Genomic DNA, 26,164 nt, shown 5'->3' with positions numbered 1-26,164 from the left:
TCTTTCTATCACCCGGGACCGACAGCACACGGGCCCGGATCCGCGCCTGTTCCCAAGGGCGCATCACCCCGTGATGCCGTCGTTACGCGCCTTCACTCCCCCTTCACGCGGCGCACGCGCTGTCGTCGCGCGCGGGGGCGTGGAGGTGGGCGGCGGCGGATGGGGGAACGGTTCGCGCCGGGAGTTGGGGGCGCGGAGTGTCCAATTCACGCCGGGCGCAAGGGAGTTCGCGTGCGGCGTCGCATGCCGCGGGAAGCGGGCGCGCGCGATGGCCGCGCACGCCGTGCCTCACGGCGTACGCGACCCACGTACCGGGCGACCGACGTACCGGGGCGCCCCACGTACCGGGCGCCCCACGTACCGCGCCTTCGCGCTACGCGTCCTCAGCGCTACGTGTCCTACCGCGCTACGCGTCCTCCGCCAGCTCCAGCCAGCGCAGCTCCAGTTCCTCGCGCTCGCCCGCCAGCTCCCGCAGCTCGGCGTCGAGTCGGGCGACCTTCTCGAAGTCGGTGGCGTCGTCGGCGATCCGGGTGTGCAGCTTGGTCTCCTTCTCGGAGATGCGGTCCAGCTGGCGCTCGATCTTCTGGAGTTCCTTCTTGGCGGCGCGCTGGTCGGCGGCGCTCTTCTCGGAGGCGGGCTTCTGGGCGGCCGGGACGGGAGCCGCGGCGGCGGCCGCCTCCTCCATCCGGTGGCGCCGCTCCAGGTACTCGTCGATGCCGCGCGGGAGCATGCGCAGGGTGGCATCGCCGAGGAGGGCGAACACCCGGTCCGTCGTGCGCTCCACGAAGAAGCGGTCGTGGGAGATGACGATCATCGAGCCGGGCCAGCCGTCGAGGACGTCCTCGAGCTGGGTGAGCGTCTCGATGTCGAGGTCGTTGGTGGGCTCGTCGAGGAAGAGGACGTTGGGCTCGTCCATGAGGAGGCGCAGGAGCTGGAGGCGGCGGCGCTCACCGCCGGACAGGTCCCCGACCGGCGTCCACTGCTTCTCCTTGTTGAAGCCGAACGTCTCGCACAGCTGCCCGGCGGTCATCTCGCGGCCCTTGCCGAGGTCGACGCGCTCGCGCACCCGCTGGACGGCCTCCAGGACGCGCAGGCCGGGGTCGAGTTCACCGACCTCCTGGGAGAGGTAGGCCAGTTTGACGGTCCGGCCGACGGCGATCCGGCCGCCGGCCGGCTGCGTCTCGCCCTCGGTGCGGGCCGCCTCGGCCATGGCCCGCAGCAGGGAGGTCTTGCCGGCGCCGTTGACGCCGACCAGGCCGATGCGGTCGCCGGGGCCGAGCTGCCAGGTGACGTGCTTGAGCAGCACCTTGGGGCCGGCCTGGACGGTGACGTCCTCGAGGTCGAAGACGGTCTTGCCGAGCCGTGAGGAGGCGAACTTCATCAGCTCGCTGCTGTCCCGGGGCGGCGGTACGTCCTGGATGAGCTCGTTGGCGGCCTCGACCCGGAAGCGGGGCTTGGAGGTGCGGGCGGGGGCGCCCCGGCGCAGCCAGGCCAGTTCCTTGCGGACGAGGTTCTGCCGCTTGGTCTCCTCCGTGGCCGCGATGCGCTCGCGCTCGGCGCGGGCGAAGACGTAGTCGGAGTAGCCGCCCTCGTACTCGTGGACGACCCCGCGCTGGACGTCCCACATGCGGGTGCAGACCTGGTCGAGGAACCAGCGGTCGTGTGTCACGCAGACCAGCGCGGACCGCCGTTCGCGCAGGTGCTGCGCGAGCCAGGCGATGCCCTCGACGTCGAGGTGGTTGGTGGGCTCGTCGAGGACGATCAGGTCCTGTTCGTCGATGAGCAGCTTGGCGAGCGCGATCCGGCGCCGCTCACCGCCGGAGAGGGGGCCGATGACGGTGTCCAGCCCCTGGGGGAAGCCGGGCAGGTCGAGGCCGCCGAAGAGGCCGGTGAGGACGTCCCTGATCTTGGCGTTGCCCGCCCACTCGTGGTCGGCGAGGTCGCGGATGACCTCGTGCCGGACGGTGGCCTTCGGGTCGAGGGAGTCGTGCTGGGTCAGCACGCCCAGCCGCAGGCCCCCGGAGTGGGTCACCCGCCCGGTGTCGGCGTCCTCCAGCTTGGCGAGCAGGCGGATCAGCGTCGTCTTGCCGTCGCCGTTGCGGCCGACCACGCCGATGCGGTCCCCTTCGGAGACGCCGAGGGAGACGCCGTCGAGCAGGGCACGCGTGCCGTACACCTTGCTGACGTTCTCGACATTGACCAGGTTGACGGCCATTTTTCTCCTGCCCGGGGGGATCGGTCAGCCTCCCAGCGTAATGCGCGCGGGTAGGTGGCCGGTCCACCGCGGGTCAGCCGAGCACGGTCGCCCCCGGCGCCGGCCCCGACGCGGTGCGAACGGTCCGGCAGGTGCCGGACGCCCGCAGCGCCCCGGCGACCTCCGCCGCGGCGGCGGTGTCGCGGGCGAGGAAGGCGGTGGTGGGGCCCGAACCGGAGACGAGGGCGGCGAGCGCGCCCGCCGCGCGTCCGGCGGCGAGGGTGTCGGCCAGCTCGGGGAAGAGCGAGAGGGCGGCGGGCTGGAGGTCGTTGTGGACGGCGGCGGCGAGCGCCTCGGGGTCGCCCTGGGCGAGGGCGTCGAGGAGTTCCTCGGAGGCGACGGGCTCGGGGACGTCGAGGCCCTCGGTGAGCCGGTCGAACTCCCGGAACACGGCCGGGGTCGACAGTCCTCGCCCGGCCATCGCGAACACCCAGTGGAAGGTGCCGCCGACCTCCAGGGCGGTCAGCTTCTCGCCCCGCCCGGTGCCGAGGGCGGCGCCCCCGACCAGGCTGAAGGGGACGTCGCTGCCGAGTTCGGCGCAGATGTCCAGCAGTTCGTCGCGGCACGCGCGCGTGCCCCACAGCGCGTCGCAGGCGAGGAGCGCGGCCGCGCCGTCCGCGCTGCCGCCCGCCATGCCTCCGGCGACGGGGATGTCCTTGGCGATGTGCAGGTGCACGTCGGGCGTGCGGCCGTACCGCTCGGCGAGCGCGACGGCGGCCCGCGCGGCGAGGTTGGTCCGGTCCAGGGGGACCTGGCCGGCGTCCGGCCCCTCGCAGGTGACGCGCAACTTCTCGGCCGGCGTCACCGTGACCTCGTCGTAGAGGCCGACCGCGAGGAAGACGTTCGCCAGGTCGTGGAAGCCGTCGGGGCGGGCGGCGCCCACGGCGAGCTGGACGTTGACCTTGGCGGGCACGCGCACGGTGACGCTCACTCGGAGTCCTTCCGCCGCTGCTCGGCGATGCGGGCGAACTCCTCGACGGTCAGCGACTCGCCGCGCGCCTGCGGGGACACCCCGGCCGCGACGAGGGCCGCCTCCGCGGCCGCGGCGGATCCCGCCCAGCCGGCGAGCGCGGCCCGCAGGGTCTTGCGGCGCTGGGCGAACGCCGCGTCGACGACGGCGAAGACCTCGCGCTTCGAGGCGGTGGTCTTCAGCGGTTCGGCCCGGCGGACCAGGGAGACGAGCCCGCTGTCGACGTTCGGCGCGGGCCAGAAGACGGTGCGGCCGATGGCGCCGGCGCGCTTGACGTCGGCGTACCAGTTGGCCTTGACGGACGGCACGCCGTAGACCTTCGAACCGGGCGCGGCGGCGAGCCGGTCGGCGACCTCCGACTGGACCATGACGAGGCTGCGCTCGATGCTCGGGAAGGTCTCGAGCATGTGCAGCAGCACGGGCACGGCGACGTTGTAGGGCAGGTTCGCCACCAGCGCGGTCGGGGCGGGGCCCGGCAGGCCGGTCACGTGCATCGCGTCGGAGTGCACCAGCGCGAACCGCTCCGCGCGCTCCGGCATGCGCGCCGCGATCGTCGCGGGCAGCGCGGCGGCCAGCACGTCGTCGATCTCGACGGCGGTGACCCGGTCGGCGACCTCCAGCAGCGCCAGGGTCAGGGAGCCGAGCCCCGGCCCGACCTCGACGACCACGTCGTCGGGCCGCACCTGCGCGGTACGGACGATCCGGCGGACCGTGTTCGCGTCGATCACGAAGTTCTGGCCGCGCTGCTTGGTGGGACGCACGCCGAGGGCGGCCGCCAGTTCGCGGATGTCGGCGGGGCCCAGCAGGGCGTCGGGGGTGGGGCTGCTCACGGGACAAGGGTACGGGGCCGCGGGTGGCCCTCCTGTCGGTTGCCGGGCGCCGGTGCGCGGGGGGAGTGGGTCGCGCGGCCCGGCGCCCGCGGGTACCGCCCGCTCCCGCCCGCTCCCGCCCGTGCCGCCCCGGGCGGCACACAGGCGACGCGGCGGCGCGGGTGTCCTTCCTACGGCGCCACTCAGACGCTTCCCAGCGCGTACTGCGGCGTTCCGCGCGGCTCTGGATGAGCATGGTCGGGCGCCGCTCTCGCGCGTCGTGCTGTGTTCCCGTGTCCCGTACCGTCCCGGCGGAGGCCGTAGCGATGCACCACCGAGCCCACCGAGCCCACCACTTCCCCCGGCCGGCCTCCCCGCGGTGGGCACCGGACCGGCAGCCGTCGGAGACGGCGCTGTTCAGCGGCGTCTACGGGCTCGTCCTGGCCAGTGCGCTGGCGGCCGCGCTCGACGCTCCCGGCGAGGCGTCCGACCCTGGATCGGACGCCCTGTGGGTCCTGCTCACCGCCCTCGCCTCCGCGGCCGCCCACGGCTACGCGCACGTCGTGGCCCACCGGGTGTCGGAGGACGGCGGGGACGCCGGGGTCGGGCTGCGCGCGATGCTCGCCGAGTGGCCGGTGGTCGCGGCGGCCGCCCCCACCGTCGTGCTGCTGCTGACCGCGGTGCCCGCGTGGTGGACGGAGGCCGCGGCGGTGAACACCGCGCTGGTGCTCAACACCGTGCTGCTCGCCGGCTGGGGGGTGTGGACCGCGCACCGGGCGGGCCGTGGCCGGGCGGCTTCGCTCCGGGCGGGGGCCACCGACATGCTGATCGGCCTGGTGATCATCCTGGCCAACGCCCTGATCAAGTAGCGGCGGCCCCTCCCCCGCGGCCGACCTCGCGGGGACGGACCGGCCGAGCGGAACCAGGACTATCCGCGCAACCGCGAACCGCAGTGCGGCCACGGGCTCGTGCCGCGGCGCATGTACAGCTTCTTCGCCCGGTACGTCTGCTCCGCCGCCGACGCGTCCTGCGGCCGCCCGCTGCCGCCGAGGCTCTGCCAGGTGCGGGTGTCGAACTGGTACAGCCCCCCGTACGTCCCCGACGGGTCCACCGCGTCCGGCCGTCCGCCGGACTCGCAGGCCGCGAGGCCCTGCCAGTTCAGGTTGTCGGCGCCCCGCACGGAGGCCGGCAGCGGCTTGGTGCCCACCTTCACCACCTGCGCCCGCGGCCCGCGCACGACCTCGCTCCTGATCCGCCTCGGCTTCTGCCGGACGCCGTTGACGGTGCGCACCAGGTACGTCTCCCGCCGCAGCCCCGGTTGCCCGGCCCGCTCGACGATCTCCGTGCCCTTGAACAGCGAGGGGTCCTCGGTCCGCCGCACCTGGAAGGGGATGGCCTCCTCCCGCACCTCCCGGCTGCCGGTGATCCGCAGCACGGTGACCGTCTGTCCGTCGCGCGGGAAGCTGCCGGGCGGGACGGAGGTGGTGTCCTGGCCGCGCAGGGTGATCCCGGCCTCCTCGACCACCTCGCGCACGGTCGCCGCGTTGGTGCGGACCGTGCGGGCCCGGCCGTCGGCCATGATCGTCAGGGCGCGCTCGGTCCGTACGTCCAGCGCGAGCCCCGCCCGTCCGATGCGCTGGGAGCGCGAGATGGAAAGGTACGCGCCCTCGGCGCGCACCCCCAGCTGGTCGAGCGCCTCCTCCACCGTGCGCGCCGTCGTCCACACCTCGCGCCGGTGTCCGTCCAGCGTGAGCCGCACGGGACGCCCGTACCCCACCGCGATCTCGTCGCCGCTGGCGAGTGCCGTGCCGGGGGCGGGCGCCACCACGTCGTGCGTACCCACCCGCAGGCCCTCCTCCGCCAGCAGCTCGGTCACGTCGTCGGCGAAGGTGTGCAGGACGCGCGGCTTGCCGTCGACGGTCAGCTCGACCGCCTTGTCCTCGGCGACGAACGCGGTGGTGCCGCCGGCGAGGAAGGCGACGACCAGCGCCTGCGGGAGCAGCCGGCGCATGGTGGAGTCCGGGCGCTCGGCGTAGCGCGCCCGGTGCCGCGCGGCCCGCCGCCCGGTGCCCGCGGGTGCGACGAGCGTGGGGGTGACGGGGGTGACGGGCTTCCGCGCGACGGGTGCGGACGGGGCGGACGCGGAGGCGACTCGTGCGGAGGCGAAGGGTGCGGAGGCGAAGGGTGCGGACGCGTCAGCCCCGTGCGTGTCAGCGCCGTGCACGTCCTCCGTCCCGCGCCGCAGCACCGGCCCGGGGGACTCGTACGGGGGCCGCTCGTACAGGGGTGGCCCGTACTGACGCAGCTCGTACTGACGCGGCTCGTACGGCGGCGCCTCGCACCCGGACGGCTCGTACGGGGGCGCCTCGTACGGGGGCGCCTCGTAGGCGGGCCGGTACGTGTCGTCGTACGGCGTGGGCGCCGCGTACACCCCGTAGTACAGCGTCTCCGCGCTGTGCAGATCGGTGGGCGAGGCGTACGCCGACGGCTCGGGGGCCGGGTCCGCGCCGTACGGATCACTCGGGTCGAGCGAGCCGTACGGCTCGAACGTCTGGTACTGGGAGTTGCTCACGCCGACACGCTCCAGGGGCCGGAGGGGGTCCAGAGGGGTCCGGATCGGGCCCCCAGAACCTAGCGGAGCGATCGTCACTCTCCAAAGCGACGCGGCTACGGACGGTTGTGTTCGGGTGAGTCAGTACGCGAAGGCGCGGGCCGTGTTGGTGGCGAGGGCGGTCGCCAGGGCGTCCTCGTCGATGCCGCGGACGGCGGCCATGGCACGGACGGTGACCGGTACGAGGTACGGGGCGTTGGGCCGTCCGCGGTAGGGCGCCGGGGTGAGGAACGGCGCGTCCGTCTCCACGAGGACCAGCTCCAGGGGGGCGACGGCGAGGGCGTCCCGCAGGTTCTGGGCGTTCTTGAAGGTCACGTTGCCGGCGAAGGACATGAAGTATCCGGCGCGGGCGCAGATCTCCGCCATCTCGGCGTCACCGGAGTAGCAGTGGAAGACGGTGCGCTCGGGGGCGCCCTCCTCCTTCAGGACGCGCAGGACGTCGGCGTGGGCGTCGCGGTCGTGGATGACGAGGGCCTTGCCGTGCCGCTTGGCGATCTCGATGTGGGCACGGAAGGAGCGCTCCTGCGCCTCCTTGCCCTCGGGGCCGGTACGGAAGTAGTCCAGTCCCGTCTCGCCCACACCCTTCACCTGGGGCAGCGCGGCCAGGCGGTCGATCTCGGCGAGCGCCTCGTCGAGCGCCGCCGCGCCGCCCGGCTCGCGCGCGCCCTGCCGGGACCAGCCGTCGGGGTCGCCGTGCACGATGCGCGGGGCCTCGTTGGGGTGCAGGGCGACGGCGGCGTGGACGCTCGCGTGGGCGGCCGCCGTCTCGGCCGCCCACCGGGAGCCGCGGACGTCGCAGCCGACCTGGACGACCGTCGTCACCCCGACCGACGCGGCCTTCGCGAGGCCCTCCTCCACCGTGCCGGACTGCATGTCGAGGTGGGTGTGGGAGTCGGCGACCGGCACCCGTAGGGGAGCCGGGAGCGGCGGCGCCGCGTTCTTGTCGGCGTTCGAAGGCATGCCCCGATCCTACGAAAGGGGCGGACCTCCGCCGGGCGCCGCCCGCCGGTCGCCGACCGGCTCAGCCCGCCTTGCGCTGGAAGGGGTGCAGGAGGTCGGACAGGTGCCAGTGGTGGGACTCCCGCGGCTGCTCGCCGTGAACCCCGGAACCCTCGTGCCCCTCGTGCCCCTCCGCGGCGGTCGCCGGTGCCTGCACCGGTCCGGACGGGGGCGCCTGGCGGGGCCGGCGGGCCGCGCTGAGCACCGAGGAGACCTGTCCCGCCCGCATGATGCGCACCAGGTGCCCGTCGCAGTTCTGGCAGCTCGGGTGGCTCAGGGGGGACGGGACGATCCGGCCGTTCGCCACGTAGACGACGAACTCGTGGCCGTCGGCGTCCGTGTGGTGCTCGATCTCGTACGACTGTTCCCAGCCGTGCCCGCAGCGCATGCAGGCGAAGGAGTACGACTCGTGCACGACGGGGATCGCCTCGGTGCGCAGGCCGGTGTGCCCTGTTGTCTCGCTCATGCCAGCTCCTGTTGTCCGCTGGACTGTCGCCCTCGGCGAGGGGATTCCCCCCGGAATCCCTGTGAGGGCGAGGGACGGGTGCGTCCCTGCGTCCAGTGGACTGCGCCGCCGGGGCGAGTGCAGCCGACCTGTCGAGTGTTGGGCCCGATTTGGGCGTCCCTTGCCGAAGCGGTACGGGCGGTGAGTCCTGAGCTTTGCACTCGCTGGTACTTCTTTACCGTCCGGTGGGACACGCGCCCCGAAGGGGCGCGGGGCCGTACCCCTGTGCCCCCACCGGGCCGCGGCCCGCGGCCCGCGGCACACACCCCACCCCGACGACGCGCCCGGAGCCGCTCAACCAGTCGAGTGCTTCGCCGCGACCACCGCGTCGAACACCTCCCGCTTGGGCAGTCCCGCCTCCGCCGCCACCGCCGCGATCGCCTCCTTGCGGCGCTCGCCGGCCTCCTCGCGCACCCGCACCCGCCGCACCAGTTCCTCCGCGTCGAGTTCCCCGGGCCCGCGCTCGGGCGCCCCGGAGACGACGACGGTGATCTCGCCGCGCACGCCCTCCGCCGCCCACGCCGCCAGCTCGGCCAGCGGACCGCGCCGGATCTCCTCGTACGTCTTGGTCAGCTCGCGGCACACGGCAGCCCGCCGCTCCCCGCCGAACACCTCGGCCATCGCGGCGAGGGTGTCGTCCAGCCGGTGCGGGGCCTCGAAGTAGACGAGGGTGCGCCGCTCCTGCGCGACCTCCCGCAGCCGCGACAGCCGCTCCCCCGCCTTGCGCGGCAGGAACCCCTCGAAGCAGAAGCGGTCGACGGGCAGCCCGGACAGGGCGAGGGCGGTGAGCACCGCGGACGGGCCGGGCACGGCGGTGACCCGGACGTCCTGTTCCACGGCAGCGGCGACCAGCCGGTAGCCGGGGTCGGAGACGGACGGCATCCCGGCGTCCGTGACGAGCAGCACCCGCGCGCCGCCGAGCAGTTCCTCGACCAGTTCGGGCGTCCGGGCGGACTCGTTGCCCTCGAAGTACGACACGACGCGCCCCTTGGGCGTCACGCCCAGCGCCTGCGTCAGCCGGCGCAGCCGGCGGGTGTCCTCGGCGGCGACGACGTCGGCGCCGGCCAACTCCTCGGCGAGCCGGGGCGGGGCGTCCGCGATGTCCCCGATGGGGGTGCCTGCAAGGACCAGGGTTCCGGGTGCGACTGTCACGTTTCCAGTCTCGCAGGGGTGAGGCAGGGGAATCCCACAGAAGGGTTCCCTACGATGGCGCGGTGACCAGTACCGCGTCCTCCACGGACTCCACGGACTCCACGGACCATCGGCAGCAGGAACAGGCGCCGCGGGACCAGCGGCCGTCGTGGCGGCAGCGGCTGCGCCGTTTCGGATACACGGCGGAGCCGGCCGGCGACGTCCGTGAGCGGCTGGTGCCGCCGTTCGCCGAGCCGAGCCCGCGCCTGTGGCATGCGCTCGGTGTGCCGCCCACGACGGCCGAGCGCCTCACGCGCTGGTCGGGCTGGGGCGGTCCGCTGCTGATCACGCTGGTGGCGGGCGTGCTGCGGTTCTGGAACCTGGGCAGCCCCAAGGCGGTGATATTCGACGAGACGTACTACGCCAAGGACGCCTGGGCGCTCGTCCACCGCGGCTTCGAGGTCAACTGGGACAAGAACGCCAACGACCTCATCCTCTCCTCGGGCGGTCACGTCACCATCCCGGCGGACGCGGCGTACGTGGTGCATCCGCCGGTCGGCAAGTACGTCATCGGGCTGGGCGAGCTGCTCTTCGGGTTCGACCCGTTCGGCTGGCGGTTCATGACCGCCCTGCTGGGGACCCTGTCCGTGCTCATGCTGTGCCGGATCGGCCGCCGTCTGTTCCGGTCGACGTTCCTGGGGTGTCTCGCGGGCGCCCTGATGGCGGTCGACGGGCTGCACTTCGTGATGAGCCGCGCCTCGCTGCTCGACGGGGTGCTGATGTTCTTCGTGCTGGCGACGTTCGGCTGTCTGGTGGTCGACCGGGACAAGGCGCGTGAGCGGCTCGCGGCCGCCCTGCCGCCGGACGCGGACGGGCGTCACCGCCCGGACGCGCACATCGCGGAGACCACGCGCCTGGGGTGGCGCCCCTGGCGCTGGGCGGCCGGTGTGACGCTGGGCCTGGCCATCGGCACCAAGTGGAACGGCCTGTACATCATGGTCGCGTTCTGCCTGATGACGGTGGTGTGGGACGTCGCCTCGCGCCGGGTGGCCGGTGCGCGCCGCCCGTACCTGACGGTCCTGAAGCGCGACACGGGCCTGGCGTTCCTGGCCACCGTCCCGGTCGCGCTCGTCACCTACGTCGCGTCGTGGACCGGCTGGATCCTCTCCGCCGACGACGGTTCCGGCGGCTACTACCGCGGCTGGGCGGCCACCGACGGCAAGGGCGGCAGCTGGACCTGGCTGTTCCCGGACTGGTGGCGCAGCCTGTGGCACTACGAGCACGAGGTGTACGAGTTCCACACCCACCTGACGTCTCCGCACACGTACCAGTCGAACCCGTGGAGCTGGATCGTCCTGGGCCGTCCGGTCTCGTACTTCTACGAGTCCCCGGCGCCCGGCAAGGACGGCTGTCCGGTGGACGCGGGCGAGAAGTGCGCGCGGGAGGTGCTGGCGCTCGGTACGCCGATGCTGTGGTGGGCGGCCTGTTTCGCGATCCTGTTCGTGCTGTGGCGCTGGCTCTTCCGCCGCGACTGGCGCGCGGGCGCGATCGCCTGCGGCATCGCGGCCGGCTACCTGCCGTGGTTCCTGTACCAGGAGCGCACGATCTTCCTGTTCTACGCGGTCGTCTTCCTGCCGTTCCTGTGTCTGGCGGTGGCGATGATGATCGGGGCGATCGTCGGGCGGCCGGGGTCGAGCGACACCCGGCGGGTGGTCGGGGCGACGGGCGCGGGCGTCCTGGTGCTGCTGATCGCGTGGAACTTCATCTACTTCTGGCCGCTGTACACGGGCCAGGCGATCCCGATCGACTCCTGGCGTTCACGTATGTGGCTGGATACCTGGGTCTGATTCAGCCCTTTGACCGGCCTTTCACCCCCATGACCTGATCTCCGTTCGGACAACTTCCGCAAACTCCCGCCACAGCGGGCGCCGCTTCCGCATACAGTGCGAACATGACCGGCCTTTCTGAACGCGTTCAGAAAATGCTCGGAGAGGCGCACGAGGCCCGGGGGAGAACCCCGCGGGCCGACGGGGAGTGAACGGGGAGGGTTCGGAGCATGCGCAAGGGGGCCAAGGCGGCGATCGTCGGCTCGGTGTTCGCCGTGATGGTGGGCGGGGCGGGGTACGGCACGTACAACTTCGTGAACGCGTTGAACGGGGGTGGCGAGGGCGCGGTGGGGGCCGGTGAGCCGGCGGTCGTGAAGAAGAGCGGGCCGCCCAGCGCGTCCGAGGTGAAGGACGTGACCACCAAGTTCTTCGCGGCCTGGGAGAAGGGCGACGCGGCCACGGCGGCCGGCCTGACCAACAACGCCGAGAAGGCGGAGCCGCTCCTCACCTCGTACGGGCGGGCCGCGCACATCACCGGCGTGAGGATCACCCCGGGGGCGGGGAGCGGGGCCGCGGTGCCGTTCACGGTGAAGGCGACCGTGTCGTACGAGGGGGCGTCCAAGCCGCTGACGTACCAGAGCCGGCTGACGGTGGTGCGCGGGGTGAGCACCGGTCGCGCGCTGGTGGACTGGCAGCCGTCGGTCGTCCATCCCGAGCTGAAGAGCATGGACGACACGCTGGTCACGGGCGAGTCGGCGGCGCCGGCGATCGAGGCCGTGGACCGCGACGGCACGGTCCTGACGAAGGAGAAGTACCCCTCGCTCGGGACGATCCTGGACGAGCTGCGCGCCAAGTACGGCGACCGGACGGGCGGAACGGCCGGCATCGAACTGGCGATCCGGCACGCCACCCCGGACACCGGCGACACCCCGCTGCTGACCCTCGCCGAGGGCAAGCCGGGCAAGCTGCCCACCACGCTCAGCGCGGGCGTGCAGGCGGCCGCCGAGAAGGCCGTGAAGAAGTACCCCGAGTCCTCGGTGGTGGCCGTCCGGCCGAGCACCGGTGAGGTGCTGGCGGTCGCCAACAACCGTGCCGACGGCTTCAACGCCGCCTTCCAGGGCACCGTGGCGCCCGGCTCCACCATGAAGATCATCAGCGCGGCCACGCTCATCGACAACCAGCTCACCACGGCGACCGGGCCGGCCCCCTGTCCCGACGAGGCGATGTCGGAGGGCCAGACCTTCCACAACATCGAGAACCTGGCCCCGAACGACAACGCGACCCTCTCGGAGAGCTTCGCGCGCTCCTGCAACACGGCGTTCGTGAAGTTCGCGGACGAGGTCCAGGTCGACTCGCTGACCAAGGAGGCACAGGATCGTTTCGGGCTCGGGCGCAACGACTGGAAGACCGGCATCGCGTCCTTCGACGGCCGCGTCCCGGCGTCCGGCGGCCCGGACACCGCGGCCAACCTGATCGGCCAGGGCCAGGTCCAGATGAACCCGCTGAACATGGCGTCGGTGACGGCGACCGCGATGACGGGCACCTTCCGGCAGCCGGTGATCGTGCCGCAGAGCCTCGACGACCGTGAACTCGCCCGGGCCCGCGGGCTGTCGTCGAGCACGGTGGAGCAGCTGCGGTCGATGATGAACCGCACCGCGACCAGCGGCACGGCGGCCGATGTGATGTCCGGGCTGAGCGGCCGGATCGGCGCGAAGACCGGCTCGGCCGAGGTCGACGGCCAGGCGAAGTCCAACAGCTGGTTCACCGGCTACCGCAACGACGTCGCCGCCGCGGCCATGACCCAGGACGGCGGCCACGGTGTCGACGCGGCCGGCCCGATCGTCGCGGCGGTGCTGCTCGCGGGCGGCTGAGCCGCACACGCGCGTGCGTGCGCTGCGGGGGCGGTTCTCGTGGGGTGGCTGACGTCACACGTGACGTCACTCCACAGGAGGGGACTCTAGGCTGGTCGCCGTCGTTGGGGTCGATGAGGGCAACGGCAACCAGCGGGGACAGTGGGGCGGCCCCCGGGGATCGCGGAGGAACGCAGGAGTGGGCAAGAGAAGGCGCGTCGCCGAGCGACGGAACAAGCGGCCCGTCGTGGTCGCCGGCATGATCGCCGTCGTCGTCGCCGGCGCGGGCCTCGGCGCCTACGCGCTGTACGGCGGCGGTGCGGCGGCCGAGGACGGGTCCGGCACGGCCGCCGGGAAGAAGCCGACGGTCAGGACCGGCCCGCTGTCGGCCACCGAGGTCACCACCGCGGCCCGCACCTTCCTCACCGCCTGGCAGCAGGGGAAGGTCGCCCGGGCGGCCGCCGCCACCGACGACCCGACGGCCGCCACCGCCCTGCTGACCGGCTACACCAAGGACGCCCACATCACCGGCGTGACCCTCACCGCCGGGACGCGCGCGGGGGACAGGGTCCCGTTCTCCGTGAAGGGCACGGTCACCTACAAGACGGCCGGCAAGCCGCTGGCGTACTCCAGCGCGCTGACCGTCGTGCGGCGGGCACAGGACGGCAAGCCGCTGGTGGACTGGCACGCGTCCGTGGTCCACCCCGATCTCGCCGACGGGGACACCCTGGTGACCGGCGAGTCCGGCACCCCGCCGATCAAGGCGCTCGACAAGCACGGCGGTGAGCTGACCGCCAAGAAGTACCCGTCGCTGGCCACCGTGCTGGACGGCCTGCGCGAGAAGTACGGCAAGAAGGCCGGCGGCACGGCGGGCGTCGAGCTGCGCGTGGTGCGCGGCGAGGCGTCGAAGGCGAAGAAGGCCTCGGACAAGACGCTCCTGGAACTCAGCAAGGGCACGCCGGGCACGGTGGAGACGACGCTGAGCCCCACCCTCCAGGCCGAGGCGGAGCGGCAGGTGGCGAGCCGCCCGCGCGCCTCGGTCGTCCTCATGCGCGCCTCCACGGGCGAGATCCTGGCCGTGGCCAACAGCAACCCCGGCTTCAACACGGCCTTCCAGGGCTCCCTGGCGCCCGGCTCCACGATGAAGGTCATCACCGCGTCGCTGCTGATCGAGAAGGGGCTGGCGTCGGCGGACGAGACGCATCCGTGCCCGAAGTACTTCACGTACGGCGGCTGGAAGTTCCAGAACGACGACAAGTTCGAGATCAAGAACGGCACCTTCAAGGCGAGCTTCGCCCGCTCCTGCAACACCGCCTTCATCAGCCAGGCCGGCGAGCTCGACAACGACAGCCTGACCCGGCAGGCCCAGCAGGTCTTCGGCCTGTCGCTGAACAACTGGTCGGTCGGGGTGCCGACCTTCGACGGCTCGGTGCCCGTGCAGTCGAAGGCCCAGATGGCCGCGTCGCTGATCGGCCAGGGCGGGGTGCGGATGAACCCGCTGAACATGGCGTCGGTCTCCGCGACGGTCACGTCGGGCACCTTCCACCAGCCGTACCTGGTGGCCCCGGAGGTCGACAAGCGCACGCTCGCCACCGCCGCGCGCACCATGTCGTCGTCGACGCTGTCGCAGCTGCGGGAGCTGATGAACTACACCGCCGCGTACGGCACGGCCGCCGAGGCGATGTCCGGGCTCGGCCCGGACTACGGCGCGAAGACCGGCTCGGCGGAGGTGGACAACCAGGAGAAGCCCAACGGCTGGTTCACCGCCTACCGCGGCGACCTCGCGGCCGCGGGCGTCGTCCAGGCGGGCGGCCACGGCGGCGACACGGCCGGGCCGATCGTGGCGGCGATGCTGAAGGCGGCCGGCTGAGCGACCGCCTTGCGGGTGACGGCCGAACGGCCGCCGACGGGTGACGGCGGAGCGGGGTCGGCCCGTGACGGGCCGAGCGGGGCAGGCCCATGCCGGGCCGAGCGGGGTCAGCGCCTGACGGGCTGCGCCGCCGCCGTGTAGGTGCGGCGCAGGAAGCGCAGGAGCGTCTTGGACTCGAACTGCACCACCGAGACGCCCTGCGAGGTGTGGAATTCGACCACGGCCTGCACACGCCCGCACGGCCACACGCGGACCTCTCCGCTCCCGGCGGGGGCCCGCAGTCCCTGTTCGAGCAGGGTGCGGGCGAGGGTCCACTCGCGCCGGCCGGGCAGGCCGACCCGGACCGAGCGGGGATCGTCCTCGGGGTCGTACCGCAGGACGACGGGGACGGCCGCCTGTTCCTCGTCCAGGAGGTCGGCGTCGGTGACGATGTGGGCTCGCGCGTACTGCTCGACTACGGACATCGACCGACCCCTTCACGCTGGGTGACCTGTGCGGAAGCTGTGCGTCCACCCCCCTCCAATGTCGCATATTTTCCCGGAGGCGCTTCCCGGGGCCGGGCTATCTCACATGTGCGATACACGCGTGCAATACGGGACGCACTCGCTCTTGCAAGCTGTTCGCATTAAGCCACTATCATCGACGGGTGCACGTACCTGACGGATTCATCAACGCCCCCACCTCCGCCGTGACCGGAGTCGTCGCCGCGGGCGCCGTCGCCGTGAGCCTGCGCGGCGCGCGCCGCGAACTCGACGAGCGGACGGCGCCGTTGGCCGGCCTGGTGGCCGCCTTCATCTTCGCCGTGCAGATGCTGAACTTCCCCGTCGCCGCGGGGACCAGCGGCCATCTGCTCGGCGGCGCGCTCGCCGCGATACTCGTGGGCCCCTTCACGGGGGTCCTGTGTGTGTCCGTGGTCCTGCTGATGCAGGGCATCCTCTTCGCCGACGGCGGGCTGACCGCGCTCGGCGTGAACATCACCGACATGGCGGTCGTGACGACGGTGGTCGCGTACGCCGTCTTCCGCGGGCTGGTGACGGTGCTGCCGCGCGGCCGCCGGTCCGTCACCGCCGCGTCCTTCGTCGCCGCGCTGCTGTCCGTGCCGGCGGCGGCCCTCGCCTTCACGCTGCTGTACTGGATCGGCGGCACCACCGACGTGGCGATCGGCAAGGTCGCCACCGCGATGATCGGCGTGCACGTGCTGATCGGCATCGGCGAGGCCGCGATCACCGCGCTGACCGTGGGCGCCGTCATCGCCGTACGGCCGGACCTGGTGCACGGGGCGCGGGGGCTGGGGCAGCGGCTCCGGTTGCGGGTGAACGGCGAACTCGTCGACGTGCCCGCGGCCGAGGGGGCGCGTCCGGCGCCCGTCACGGCGCGCACCTCCCGCCGCACGCTGTGGGTGACCGGCCTGGTCACCTCCCTCGTCCTCGCCGGCTTCGTCAGCTTCTACGCCTCCGCCGACCCCGACGGTCTGGAGAAGGTCGCCGCCGACAAGGGCATCGACCGGAAGACCGAGGAGCACGCCGTCGCCGACTCCCCGCTCGCCGACTACGGCGTCAAGGATGTCGAGGACGCCCGCCTGTCCGGGGGGCTGGCGGGCGTCATCGGCGTCGGGGTGACCGTCGTCGCGGGCAGCACCGTCTTCTGGGCGGTGCGCCGGCGCCGTACGGCGGACGTGTCGCCGTCCTCGGTGGAGAACGTCTGAGATGGGCGCCGGGCACGCGCACAAGCTCTACCGGCACGGGCACTCGCCCGTGCACTCCCTGCCGCCGCACACCAAGCTCGCCGCCTCGTTCGCCTTCGTGGTGGTCGTGGTGTCGACGCCGCGGGAGGCGATGTGGGCGTTCGGCCTGTACGCGGCCCTGCTCGCCCTCGTCGCGTTCCGCTCGCGCGTGCCGGCCGGTTTCCTGCTGAAGCGGCTGCTGATCGAGGTGCCGTTCGTCGCGTTCGCGGTGCTCATGCCGTTCGTGGCGGAGGGCGAGCGGGTGGACGTCCTCGGGGTGTCGCTCAGCGTCAGCGGTCTGTGGGGCGCGTGGAACGTGCTCGCCAAGGGCACCCTCGGCGTCGCCGCGTCGGTGCTGCTGGCCGCCACCACCGAACTGCGCGAACTCCTCCTCGGCCTGCAACGGCTCAGGCTCCCGCCCCTGCTGGTGCAGATCGCGTCGTTCATGATCCGCTACGGCGACGTCATCGCGGACGAGATGCGGCGCATGCGGATCGCGCGGGAGTCGCGCGGGTTCGAGGCGCGGCGGGTGCGGCACTGGGGGGTGCTCGCGAAGTCCGCGGGCGCCCTGTTCATCCGCTCCTACGAGCGCGGGGAGCGCGTGCACCTGGCGATGATCAGCCGCGGGTACGCCGGGAGCATGCCGGTGATCGACGAGGTGACCGCCTCGCGCGCGCAGTGGTCGTACGCGCTGACCCTGCCGTTCGCCGCCCTGGTCGTCTGCGTGTTGGGATGGGCCCTGTGACCGATGTGACCGCATCCCTGGAAGTGGCCGGACTGGCCTTCGCGTACCCCGACGGGCACCAGGCGCTGTTCGGCGTGGACTTCTCCCTCGCGCGCGGGGAGCGGGTGGCGCTGCTCGGGCCGAACGGCGCCGGCAAGACCACCCTCGTGCTGCACCTCAACGGCATCCTCAGCGCCGGCGCCGGCACGGTGACGGTCGCCGGACTGCCCGTGGGCAGGCGGCACATGGCCGAGATCCGGCGCAAGGTCGGCATCGTCTTCCAGGACCCGGACGACCAGTTGTTCATGCCGACGGTCCGCGAGGACGTCGCGTTCGGGCCGGCGGCGGCCGGGCTGAAGGGCGCCGAGCTGGAGGAGCGCGTGGACCGCGCGCTGGAGCGGGTCGGCATGGCGGAGTTCAAGGACCGCCCGCCGCACCACCTGTCCTTCGGCCAGCGCCGCCGGGTCGCCGTCGCCACCGTGCTGGCGATGGAGCCGGAGATCCTCGTCCTGGACGAGCCGTCCTCCAACCTGGACCCCGCCTCGCGCCGCGAACTCGCCGACATCCTGCGCTCGTTGGACGTCACCGTCCTGATGGTCACGCACGACCTGCCGTACGCCCTCGAACTGTGCCCGCGTTCCCTGATCCTGAGCGAGGGCGTGATCGCGGCGGACGGCCCGACCGGTGAGCTGCTCTCCGACGAGGAGCTGATGCGCGCCCACCGGCTGGAGCTGCCCTTCGGGTTCGACCCGCGGTCCGTGACAATGGGCGCGTGACGAACCAGGAGACCGAGGGCTCGCTGCTGCTCGACGACCAGCTGTGCTTCGCGCTGTACGCGGCCCAGCGCGCGGTGACGTCCGCCTACCGCCCGCTCCTCGACGAGCTGGGCCTCACCTATCCGCAGTACCTCGTCCTGCTCGTCCTGTGGGAGCGCGGCGAGACCACGGTCAAGGAGCTGGCCGCCGCGCTCCGGCTCGACTACGGCACGGTGTCGCCGCTGCTGAAGCGGCTGGAGAGCGCGGGGTTCGTGCGCCGGGAGCGCGCGGCGCACGACGAGCGCTCGGTGCTGGTCGCCTGCTCCGGGCGCGGGGAGGAACTGCGGGAGCGCGCGGCGCGGGTGCCGGGCGCCCTGCTCTCGGCGACGGGACTCGACGGGAGGGACGCCGCCCGCCTGCGTGAGGAGCTGTGGCGGCTCGCACAGCGGGCCGAGGAGGCCGCGGACCGCAGGCGCTGAGCCCGGGTTACCCACGGTTGCCACCCCCTGGTCACCACAACTGACCTACCAGCCAGTACCTTGTGCGCGATGTATGTGTGCGCACCTTTCCCGGGGGAGGCCGGCCATGACTGACGACACCGCAGTCGACACCCGTCCGTCGAAGATCGTGTACGTCGCCGAAGCCACCGCCCACGGCGGTCGCGACGGCTACGTCACCAGTCAGGACGGGCAGATCGAGCTGAAGGTGGCGATGCCGCCGGAGCTGGGCGGGGACGGCAACGGAACCAACCCGGAGCAGCTGTTCGCGGCCGGGTACAGCTCCTGCTTCCACAACGCGCTGATCCTGGTCGGCAACCGGGCGGGATACGACCTCACCGGCTCCACGGTCGCCGCGAAGGTCGGGATCGGCCCGAACAAGACCAAGGGCTACGGGCTGGCCGTCGCGCTCAGCGTCTCGCTGCCCGTCCTCGACGCCGATGTCGCCACGAAGTTGGTGGACGCGGCGCACGAGGTGTGCCCGTACTCGAACGCGACGCGCGGCAACATCGACGTAACGATTCTTCTCGGTTAGCGGGACGCAGGAATCGCAGGCGCGCGGCCGGTGTTCCCGCCGGAGTCGAAGGCGGGTCGAGTCGAGAGGACGTGCGGGCGTGGACGTGAACGGTGCGGTGGCCGAGGGCTTCGAGCCGGTCCGGGAGGCGTTCGTACGGAACTTCGAGGTGCTCGGGGACCGGGGCGCGGCGGTGGCCGTCTACCGGGACGGGCGCAGGGTCGTCGACCTGTGGGGCGGCAGCCGGGACGTGGACGGCACGGCGCCCTGGGAGCGGGGCACCGCGCAGATCGTGCGCTCGGCGACGAAGGGGGTCGCCGCCGCCGTCCTGCTGCTGCTGTGGCAGCGCGGGAAGCTGGACCTGGACGCCCCCGTGGGGGCTTACTGGCCGGAGTACAAGGCGGCCGGCAAGGAGCGGACCCTCGTGCGGGACCTGCTCGCGCACCGGGCGGGCGTGCCCGTGCTGGACCGGCCGCTGACACCCGCCGAGGCCGCCGATCCCGTCCTGGGCGCGGCGGCGGTCGCGGCGCAGGCACCGGCGTGGGAGCCGGGGACCGACCACGGGTACCACGCGCAGACGTACAGCTGGCTGACGGGCGAGCTGGTGCGGCGGGTGACCGGGAGGGCGATCGGCGAGTGGATCGCCGACGAGATCGCCGGACCGGTCGGCGCGGACCTCTGGCTCGGACTTCCCGCGGAACGGGCCGCGCGCGTGGGCCGCGTCGGGCAGGCCGAGGCGCCCGCGCCGGCCGGCGGGCTGAGGACCCGGCCCAAGCGGGCCGTCGCCGACGCCTACGCCGACCCCGCCTCCCTCACCCGCCGCGCCTTCGCCGCGATCACGCCGATGCCCGACGAGAACGACCCCGCCTACCGGGCCGCCGCCCTGCCCGCCTCCAACGGCATCGCCACGGCGGACGGCCTGGCCCGCTTCTACGCCTCACTGATCGGCGAGGTGGAGGGCGGCGGCACCCGCCTGTTCACACCGGGGACGGTGGAGGCGGCACGCGGCGAGCGGTCGGCGGGAGCGGACCGGGTGCTGGTGGTGAACACGCGCTTCGGCCTCGGCTACATGCTGCACGGCGCCGCCTCCCCGCTCCTGTCCCCCACCTCCTTCGGCCACCCCGGCCGCGGCGGCCCCCTCGGCTTCGCCGACCCCGAGTCGGGCATCGCCTTCGGGTACGTCACCAACGGCTTCCGGTCGAGCGTGACGGCGGACGCGCGGGCGCAGGCGCTGGCACGGGCGGTGCGGACGGCGATCGCCGGCTGAGGCGTCGCCGGGGCGCACGGCGGCCGTGGGCCGAGCCGCCGCGACGGCTCGCCCCACAACCAGGAGCGCCCTCAGACGTGGATCGGGTGCGACGTACGCCCCGACGCCTCGTCGATCTCCGTGTGGGCCTTGGTGAGGAGCTGCATGGCCAGCTCGTTCAGGGCGCGGGCGCCCGCTATCTCCTCACCGACCCGGGGCTGGTTGGCGTCGACGCGGTGGCGGCTGGCGTGCCCGTTGGCCCTGACCTCGGTCCCGTCGGGCAGCCGTACCATCGCGACCGCGCGCGTGTGCTGGTCGTCCTCCTGGAACTCCAGCTCGATGTGCCATCCCACAGCGGTTTTCATGCGATCACCTCCGGAACATCTGCTTCCAGGGTGCTCCTCCCGGCGGGCGGACGCACCCACGCGGGTCAGGACAACAGGGTGGTGTCCGCCGGTACGGCGATGTCGAACTCCTCCTCCAGGACGCGCCGGGCCTCCCTCTCCTCGGTGAGTTCGCGCTCGGTGACGGTGCCGTCGGCGCGGGTCTCGGTGAGGTGCGTGCCGTTGAGGAGGAGGTGCCGGTCGGGGGTGACGCGCTGGGCGTACGGGCGGCGGCTGAAGGGAGAGCGGGGACTGGTGGCGATGTACCAGTTGACCACCTCGAAGTCGGCGTGCTCGAAGGGTTCGAGGGTGAAGGCGTACTGGGCCTGCCAGGGGCTCCCCCCGGCCTCCCCCGCCTCCCCGCCGGGCGTCCCCTTCTCCTCACTCTCCTTCTCCTCCGTCTCCTTCTCCTCCGTCTCCTTCTCCGGTCCGTACGTCTCCAGGACCCACAGCTCCAGGGGGCCGCGGTGCGGGGCGTGGACCAGGCGGTGGCGGCGGCCCCCGACGTGGAACTCGGCGCCGGCGGTCAGCGGGACCGGCTCGAGGAGAGCGCCGGGGGCGCCGAAGCCGACGTCGGTGAGATAGGGCCGCGGGTCGCCGGGGACCTCGACGAGCAGCACCATGTGGGTGCGGGGCCGGTCCTCGAACCGTTCCGCGCCGACGACCACTCGTGCCCCCAACCGCGTCACCCGGAGGCCCAGCGCCTCCAGGACCGCCGCGAACAGGGTGTTCTGCTCGTAGCAGTAGCCGCCGCGCCGGCCGCGGACCAGCTTGGCCATCAGGTCGGCGGGGGCGAGGGAGGGGACGGTGCCGCGCACCGGGTCGAGGTTCTCGAAGGGGATCGAGCGGATGTGGGCCAGGTGCACGCCCCGCAGCGTCTCCGGATCGGCACGCCGCCCGGCCTCCCGGCCGATGCGGCGGAAGTAGGCGTCGAGGTCGTCGGGGCTCAACCGCGCTGTCTCAGACATGAGTTCACCGTAGTCACGGGTGGGCAGGGGTGTCGTCGGACGGCGGGCCGGGCGGGACTCGTGCGCTGGTCGTAGGTCCCCGGGCGGCCGGCGGTGTGGCCGGGATCTTGGTTGCGGCCGCCCGCGACGGACCACTACCGTCGGGCGGGTGACTGCCGGGTCGGCCATGGGCCACGCACGAGTGGGGATCCCGGCCTCGGCGTGAGCGCGAGGCGGGCGAGGGCCCCGCCGTCTCTCCGTGTCCGCGTTCCTCCTCTTCCCTGAGGCCCAAGACCCGAGACCCGGAGAACTTCACACCCATGCCTGTTGAGCAGCACACCCCCATCGCACAGCTGAACCACACCGCCGTCTACGCCGGCGACCGCCAACTGTCGGCCGAGTTCCTCGCCGCGATCCTGGGCCTGCCGGTCGGCGCGCCCTTCGGCCCGTTCCTGCCGGTGGACCTCGGCAACGGTGTCACGCTGGACTTCTACGAGAAGCGCGACGAGCCGATCCAGCCCCAGCACTACGCGTTCCTCGTGCCGGAGGAGCAGTTCGACGCGATGATCGACCGCCTGGAGGCCCTCGGCGTCACGTACTACGCGGACCCCGGGCACACCGAACCGGGCCGCGTGAACCGGCTGTTCGGCGGCCGGGGCGCCTACTTCGACGACCCGGACGGCCACAACATGGAGATCATGACGCGGCCGTACGTGCGGCCGTAGGCGTCAGCCGGCGTGCAGCATCAGTCCGATGCCGATGACGAGGAGTCCGGCCGCGGCGATGCGGGGCGCGCCGAAGCGTTCCTTGAAGAACACGGCTCCGATCGCCGCGCCGACGATGATCGACGACTCGCGCAACGCGGCGATCGGGGCCAGTTCGGCACGGGTCTGCGCCCACAGGACGAGGGCGTAGGCGGTGACGGACAGGGCGGCGCCGAGCAGACCGAGGGCGGCGAACGGCCGCAGCACGGCGAGGGTCTCGCCGCGCCGGCGGGTGACGGCGTACGCCGGGAGGACGGTGCCCTGCACGGCCATCAGCCAGGCGATGTAGCCGAGGGAGGAACCGGAGGCGCGGACACCGAGGCCGTCCACGACCGTGTACGCGGCGATCGTCAGCCCGGTCGCGAGCGCGGCGCCGATCGCCGCCCAGTCGGGCCGGTGCCCGCGCAGCCCCCACAGCGCCACGCCGGTCAGACCGGCACAGGACAGCGCGACGCCGGCGGCCGCCCAGCCGTCCGGCACCTCGTGCGCGAAGACGGCGGCGAGGACCGTGACGACGAGCGGCGCGGAACCGCGCGCGATCGGATACGCCTGGCCGAAGTCGCCCAGCCGGAACGACCGCATCAGCAGCGCGTAGTACGCGATGTGGATCGCCGCCGACGACAGCAGGTACGGCCACGCCGCCCCCGCCGGGAACGCCGTGAACGGGATCATCGCGAGACCGATGAGCAGGCCGCCGCCCGAGATGAGCGTGAAGCCGGTGAGCTTGTCGGTGATGCGGTGGGCGATCGCGTTCCAGGCGGCGTGCGTGACGGCGGCCAGCAGGACGGCAGCCGTGACCAGCGGCGTCACGCGGTGCGCTCGCGCACGTCCACGAGAGTGGCGCCGGCGCGGTCGACCAGTTCCCCGGGTGCCATGGGGAAGACGGTGTACGGGGTGCCCGCGGCGGCCCACACGACGTCGTGCGCGAGCAGCCCGCGGTCGGCGAGCACACGGGTGCGGGTACGGTGCCCGAAGGGCGGCACGCCCCCGATCGCGTAGCCGGTCGTCTCCCGTACGACGTCGACGTCGGCCCTCGTCACCTTCTCGGCCCCGAGTTCCTTGCGCACCAGCTCGACGTCGACCCTGGACGCCCCGTCCATCAGCACCAGCACCGGCACCCCGTCCGCCGCGAAGATCAGCGACTTGCAGATCTGGCTCAGCTCGCACCCGATCGCGTCAGCGGCCTCGGCGGCGGTACGCGTCGCGTCGGGGAAGCGGCGGATACGGGTGTGCAGGTCACCGAGGCCGAGTGCGTCCAGGGCATCGGCGAAACGGGGGTGGGCGCCGGTCGTCGTCATGGACAGGCACGCTAGCGGTGCGTGGAGAAGACGGGCGAGTGGTTAAGACGTTGTTTCACTTGGTGAGTCGGCGGTAGCCGATGAGGGCTGCGGCTATGCCGACGAAGGCCAGGAAGTGCTCGGCTTTGCGCTCGTAGCGGCAGTGCAGCCTTCGGCATCCGGCGAGCCAGGAGATCGTTCTCTCGACGACCCAGCGGTGTCGGCCAAGCCGCGTGGACGACTCGATGCCCTTGCGGGCGATGCGGTGGCGAATGCTGTGCCCGCGAAGCCATTTCCGCAGGTGGTCGTAGTCGTAGCCCTTGTCGGCATGGAGCTTGGCCGGACGTCGCCGACGGGGTCCGCGGCGGGAGCGGATGGGCGGGATTCCGCGAACGAGCGGCTGCAGTCCGAGGCTGTCGTGCATGTTGGCGCCGGAGATCCCTAGCGACAGCGGCATGCCATTCCGGTCGGTGATCAGGTGAATTTTCGACCCCTGCTTGCCACGGTCGGTCGGATTCGGTCCAGTCAGTGGCCCCGTTACCTTCTTCGTGGCCTCGCAAGGAGGCTCCCGGCCTTCGGCCCGGTATGACTTGCGCCCCCAGTCGAGATGATCGAAAAGGTGGTGTCGCCGGTGCCGGAGGCATTGGCAGACCGCTGATTAGAGGCACGAGCGCCAATCCCTCAACCGGGTACGGCAGTCTCTTCGTAACGTGGATGCCGGCACGCTGATGCCGCAGGTGAGGCCGGGGAACAGGCGAGGGCGGGAGTGACGGTCGTGACGGGCGAAACAGACATCAGCGTCTATCTAGGGCTGGATGTCGGCAAGGGCGAACATCACGCCGCCGCCGTCGACCGTGCCGGGAAGAAGGTGTTCGACAAGCCGCTGCCCAACAGTGAGCCGAGGCTGCGGGAACTGTTCGAGAAGCTGCGGGCCAAGCACGGGACCGTGCTGATGGTCGTCGACCAGCCAGCTTCCATCGGAGCTCTGCCCCTGGCAGTCGCCCGGGATGCGGGCTGCCAGGTCGCCTACTTGCCCGGGCTGACCATGCGGCGGATCGCCGACCTTTACCCCGGTGAGGCCAAGACCGACGCCCGCGACGCGTTCGTCATCGCGGACGCTGCCAGAGCGATGCCCCACACCCTGCGGGCGGTCGACCCCGCCGATGAGACGGTCGCCGAGCTCGCGATGATCGCGGGCTTCGACGACGACCTGGCGGGCGAGTCCACCCGGATCGCCAACCGCCTCCGCGGCCTGCTCACCCAGATCCATGCGTCGCTGGAACGGGTCCTGGGCCCACGAATCCAGCACCCGGCCGTGCTCAGGCTGCTGGACCAGTTCGGTTCCCCGGCCCAGATCCGCAAAGCCGGAAGGCGACGACTGGTCACCCTGATACGGCCGAAGGCACCGCGGATGGCCGAACGACTGGTCGAGGACATCTTCACCGCACTCGACGAACAGACCGTCGTCGTCCCGGGCACCGACGCGGCCGCGCTGATCGTCCCCAGCCTCGCCCGTTCCCTCCAGTCCGTCCTTGACCAGCGCAAACTCCTCGCTGCGAGGATCGAAGAACTCCTGGAGGCCCACCCTCTTTCCCAGGTCCTGATCTCGATGCCCGGCATCGGGGTCAGGACCGCAGCCCGCATCCTCATCGACGTCGGTGACGGCAGCGGCTTCGCCACCGCCGGCCACCTCGCCGCCTACGCCGGCCTGGCACCCGTGACCAGGAACTCCGGCTCCTCCATCCGCGGCGAACACCCCTCACGACGCGGCAACAAGCAGCTCAAACGGGCCTTCTACCTCGCCGCGTTCGCCTCGCTCTCCCAACCAGAGTCCCGTGCCTACTACGACCGCAAACGCCGCGAAGGGAAACACCACGTCGCAGCCCTCGTCGCACTCGCCCGACGCCGCGTCGACGTCCTCTTCGCCATGCTCCGAGACGGCACCTTCTACCAGCCACCCACCCCTGCTACAGCTTGACGAAGCCCATAGAGGCACCTTTTGCAGCTCGGACGCTGACGGAGTCGATCGCGCACCGCGACCAGTCCAGCTCACCCCGAGCGCCGAGCTCGTCGATGATGAGCCGGTGCAGCCTGGCCCAGACCCGGTTCCGGCTCCACTGGGCGAAGCGTCGGTAAACCGTGGGCCAGGCCGGCCCGAACACCGGCGGCAACTGCCGCCACGTGCAGCCCGATCTGGCCACGAAGACGATCGCCGCCAGGCATTCGCGGTCTCCGGCCCGCCGTCGCCCGCCACCTTGCGGGCGTATGACCTCCGTCGGCGGGACCACCCGCCGGAACATCGTCCACAACTCGTCCGGCACCAACCGCTCGATCAGATCCGTCATGCACGGCTCAACGAGCGATTCCGCGATCAGAAGCGCCGTCTAAAGCTCGTCGAAAACGTGTTTCAGACGTCGCTGGAGTCGATTTCAGCCCGCTGTGCGGCGAGATCCTTGGCGCCGACGGCTGCGGCCAGACGGCCTGATCAGGCGAGGCCAGGCGGCACTGC

The 26,164-nt window shown here is 72.5% G+C and carries 24 protein-coding genes and 2 pseudogenes; 12 read left to right on the top strand and 14 right to left on the bottom strand.

Annotated features, from left to right (window positions below):
* Positions 1-406: 406 nt before the first annotated feature.
* The 3 genes from ACF1A1_RS28435 to rsmA all read right to left on the bottom strand — a co-directional run bounded on the left by ACF1A1_RS28435 (position 407) and on the right by rsmA (position 4,054).
* Positions 407-2,215 (bottom strand): ABC-F family ATP-binding cassette domain-containing protein, encoded by a 1,809-nt coding sequence (locus ACF1A1_RS28435; RefSeq protein WP_392003849.1) that lies wholly within the window; start codon positions 2,213-2,215, stop codon positions 407-409.
* A gap of 73 nt (positions 2,216-2,288) precedes the next feature.
* Positions 2,289-3,185, bottom strand: a complete 897-nt coding sequence (locus ACF1A1_RS28430; RefSeq protein ID WP_392003848.1) for a 4-(cytidine 5'-diphospho)-2-C-methyl-D-erythritol kinase — start codon at positions 3,183-3,185, stop codon at positions 2,289-2,291.
* Positions 3,182-4,054: a 16S rRNA (adenine(1518)-N(6)/adenine(1519)-N(6))-dimethyltransferase RsmA gene (rsmA, locus tag ACF1A1_RS28425; protein WP_392003847.1), complete on the bottom strand. Its 873-nt coding sequence runs from the start codon at positions 4,052-4,054 to the stop codon at positions 3,182-3,184. Before rsmA ends, ACF1A1_RS28430 begins: the two co-directional genes overlap by 4 nt.
* Before the next feature lie 305 nt (positions 4,055-4,359).
* Here rsmA and ACF1A1_RS28420 point away from each other — a divergent pair, with 305 nt between their 5' ends.
* Positions 4,360-4,902 (top strand): hypothetical protein, encoded by a 543-nt coding sequence (locus ACF1A1_RS28420; RefSeq protein WP_392003978.1) that lies wholly within the window; start codon positions 4,360-4,362, stop codon positions 4,900-4,902.
* A 59-nt stretch (positions 4,903-4,961) separates the two neighbouring features.
* Here the strand turns inward: ACF1A1_RS28420 and ACF1A1_RS28415 are convergent, their stop codons facing one another.
* The 4 genes from ACF1A1_RS28415 to rsmI form a co-directional block, all read right to left on the bottom strand.
* Complete coding sequence (locus tag ACF1A1_RS28415) at positions 4,962-6,605, bottom strand: ubiquitin-like domain-containing protein (RefSeq protein ID WP_392003846.1); 1,644 nt, start codon at positions 6,603-6,605, stop codon at positions 4,962-4,964.
* Positions 6,606-6,725: 120 nt separating this feature from the next.
* The gene (locus ACF1A1_RS28410) at positions 6,726-7,604 is read right to left on the bottom strand and encodes a TatD family hydrolase (RefSeq protein WP_392003845.1); all 879 of its coding nucleotides are present in this window, start codon (positions 7,602-7,604) and stop codon (positions 6,726-6,728) included.
* A gap of 61 nt (positions 7,605-7,665) precedes the next feature.
* The gene (locus ACF1A1_RS28405; protein ID WP_392003844.1) at positions 7,666-8,109 is read right to left on the bottom strand and encodes a hypothetical protein; all 444 of its coding nucleotides are present in this window, start codon (positions 8,107-8,109) and stop codon (positions 7,666-7,668) included.
* Between the two features lie 333 nt (positions 8,110-8,442).
* Positions 8,443-9,300, bottom strand: coding sequence for a 16S rRNA (cytidine(1402)-2'-O)-methyltransferase (gene rsmI, locus ACF1A1_RS28400; RefSeq protein WP_392003843.1), 858 nt, complete (start codon positions 9,298-9,300; stop codon positions 8,443-8,445).
* A gap of 62 nt (positions 9,301-9,362) precedes the next feature.
* Here rsmI and ACF1A1_RS28395 point away from each other — a divergent pair, with 62 nt between their 5' ends.
* The 3 genes from ACF1A1_RS28395 (at position 9,363) to ACF1A1_RS28385 (ending at position 14,825) form a co-directional block, all read left to right on the top strand.
* Positions 9,363-11,126: a dolichyl-phosphate-mannose--protein mannosyltransferase gene (locus ACF1A1_RS28395; RefSeq protein ID WP_392003842.1), complete on the top strand. Its 1,764-nt coding sequence runs from the start codon at positions 9,363-9,365 to the stop codon at positions 11,124-11,126.
* 209 nt (positions 11,127-11,335) lie between these two features.
* Positions 11,336-12,976 (top strand): penicillin-binding transpeptidase domain-containing protein, encoded by a 1,641-nt coding sequence (locus ACF1A1_RS28390; RefSeq protein ID WP_392003841.1) that lies wholly within the window; start codon positions 11,336-11,338, stop codon positions 12,974-12,976.
* Positions 12,977-13,154: 178 nt separating this feature from the next.
* Positions 13,155-14,825 (top strand): penicillin-binding transpeptidase domain-containing protein, encoded by a 1,671-nt coding sequence (locus ACF1A1_RS28385; protein WP_392003840.1) that lies wholly within the window; start codon positions 13,155-13,157, stop codon positions 14,823-14,825.
* 107 nt (positions 14,826-14,932) lie between these two features.
* Here ACF1A1_RS28385 and ACF1A1_RS28380 read toward each other — a convergent pair whose 3' ends face one another.
* The gene (locus tag ACF1A1_RS28380; RefSeq protein ID WP_392003839.1) at positions 14,933-15,289 is read right to left on the bottom strand and encodes an SsgA family sporulation/cell division regulator; all 357 of its coding nucleotides are present in this window, start codon (positions 15,287-15,289) and stop codon (positions 14,933-14,935) included.
* Positions 15,290-15,471: 182 nt separating this feature from the next.
* Between ACF1A1_RS28380 and ACF1A1_RS28375 the strand changes: the two genes are divergently transcribed.
* From ACF1A1_RS28375 to ACF1A1_RS28350, 6 genes are all read left to right on the top strand, one after another.
* Entirely contained in the window at positions 15,472-16,530 is a 1,059-nt protein-coding gene (locus ACF1A1_RS28375) for an energy-coupling factor ABC transporter permease (RefSeq protein WP_392003838.1), read from the top strand.
* Position 16,531: 1 nt separating this feature from the next.
* Positions 16,532-17,293: a cobalt ECF transporter T component CbiQ gene (gene cbiQ / locus ACF1A1_RS28370; RefSeq protein ID WP_392003837.1), complete on the top strand. Its 762-nt coding sequence runs from the start codon at positions 16,532-16,534 to the stop codon at positions 17,291-17,293.
* On the top strand, positions 17,281-18,048 hold the full coding sequence (locus ACF1A1_RS28365) for an energy-coupling factor ABC transporter ATP-binding protein (RefSeq protein WP_392003836.1): 768 nt from the start codon (positions 17,281-17,283) through the stop codon (positions 18,046-18,048). Before cbiQ ends, ACF1A1_RS28365 begins: the two co-directional genes overlap by 13 nt.
* Positions 18,045-18,506: a MarR family winged helix-turn-helix transcriptional regulator gene (locus ACF1A1_RS28360; RefSeq protein ID WP_392003835.1), complete on the top strand. Its 462-nt coding sequence runs from the start codon at positions 18,045-18,047 to the stop codon at positions 18,504-18,506. The genes ACF1A1_RS28365 and ACF1A1_RS28360 overlap by 4 nt, the downstream gene beginning before the upstream one ends.
* A 106-nt stretch (positions 18,507-18,612) precedes the next feature.
* Positions 18,613-19,059 (top strand): organic hydroperoxide resistance protein, encoded by a 447-nt coding sequence (locus ACF1A1_RS28355; RefSeq protein ID WP_392003834.1) that lies wholly within the window; start codon positions 18,613-18,615, stop codon positions 19,057-19,059.
* 79 nt (positions 19,060-19,138) lie between these two features.
* A complete protein-coding gene (locus tag ACF1A1_RS28350; protein ID WP_392003833.1) occupies positions 19,139-20,305 on the top strand; it encodes a serine hydrolase domain-containing protein in 1,167 nt (388 codons plus the stop codon).
* Positions 20,306-20,376: 71 nt separating this feature from the next.
* Here the strand turns inward: ACF1A1_RS28350 and ACF1A1_RS28345 are convergent, their stop codons facing one another.
* Both ACF1A1_RS28345 and ACF1A1_RS28340 read right to left on the bottom strand, forming a co-directional pair.
* Positions 20,377-20,649: a DUF1876 domain-containing protein gene (locus ACF1A1_RS28345; RefSeq protein WP_392003832.1), complete on the bottom strand. Its 273-nt coding sequence runs from the start codon at positions 20,647-20,649 to the stop codon at positions 20,377-20,379.
* Between the two features lie 65 nt (positions 20,650-20,714).
* Positions 20,715-21,635, bottom strand: a complete 921-nt coding sequence (locus ACF1A1_RS28340) for an arylamine N-acetyltransferase (RefSeq protein WP_392003831.1) — start codon at positions 21,633-21,635, stop codon at positions 20,715-20,717.
* Positions 21,636-21,934: 299 nt separating this feature from the next.
* Between ACF1A1_RS28340 and ACF1A1_RS28335 the strand changes: the two genes are divergently transcribed.
* Positions 21,935-22,339 (top strand): VOC family protein, encoded by a 405-nt coding sequence (locus ACF1A1_RS28335; protein ID WP_392003830.1) that lies wholly within the window; start codon positions 21,935-21,937, stop codon positions 22,337-22,339.
* Between the two features lie 3 nt (positions 22,340-22,342).
* Here the strand turns inward: ACF1A1_RS28335 and ACF1A1_RS28330 are convergent, their stop codons facing one another.
* From ACF1A1_RS28330 to ACF1A1_RS28320, 3 genes and pseudogenes are all read right to left on the bottom strand, one after another.
* Entirely contained in the window at positions 22,343-23,188 is an 846-nt protein-coding gene (locus ACF1A1_RS28330; RefSeq protein ID WP_392003829.1) for an EamA family transporter, read from the bottom strand.
* Complete coding sequence (locus tag ACF1A1_RS28325) at positions 23,185-23,676, bottom strand: YbaK/EbsC family protein (protein ID WP_392003828.1); 492 nt, start codon at positions 23,674-23,676, stop codon at positions 23,185-23,187. Before ACF1A1_RS28325 ends, ACF1A1_RS28330 begins: the two co-directional genes overlap by 4 nt.
* Positions 23,677-23,731: 55 nt before the next feature.
* A pseudogene (locus ACF1A1_RS28320) lies at positions 23,732-24,199 on the bottom strand (IS5 family transposase); the annotation flags it as partial.
* Between the two features lie 222 nt (positions 24,200-24,421).
* Here ACF1A1_RS28320 and ACF1A1_RS28315 point away from each other — a divergent pair.
* The gene (locus ACF1A1_RS28315; protein WP_392003827.1) at positions 24,422-25,633 is read left to right on the top strand and encodes an IS110 family transposase; all 1,212 of its coding nucleotides are present in this window, start codon (positions 24,422-24,424) and stop codon (positions 25,631-25,633) included.
* A 4-nt stretch (positions 25,634-25,637) separates the two neighbouring features.
* On the opposite strand, the pseudogene ACF1A1_RS28310 reads toward ACF1A1_RS28315, so the two are convergent.
* Positions 25,638-26,000 (bottom strand): annotated as a pseudogene (locus ACF1A1_RS28310) (transposase); the annotation flags it as partial.
* Positions 26,001-26,164: the final 164 nt, after the last annotated feature.

Source organism: Streptomyces sp. NPDC014995 (genome assembly GCF_043080745.1).
Classification (GTDB): Bacteria; Actinomycetota; Actinomycetes; order Streptomycetales; family Streptomycetaceae; genus Streptomyces.
This window is presented reverse-complemented; position numbering and strand designations above follow the sequence as displayed.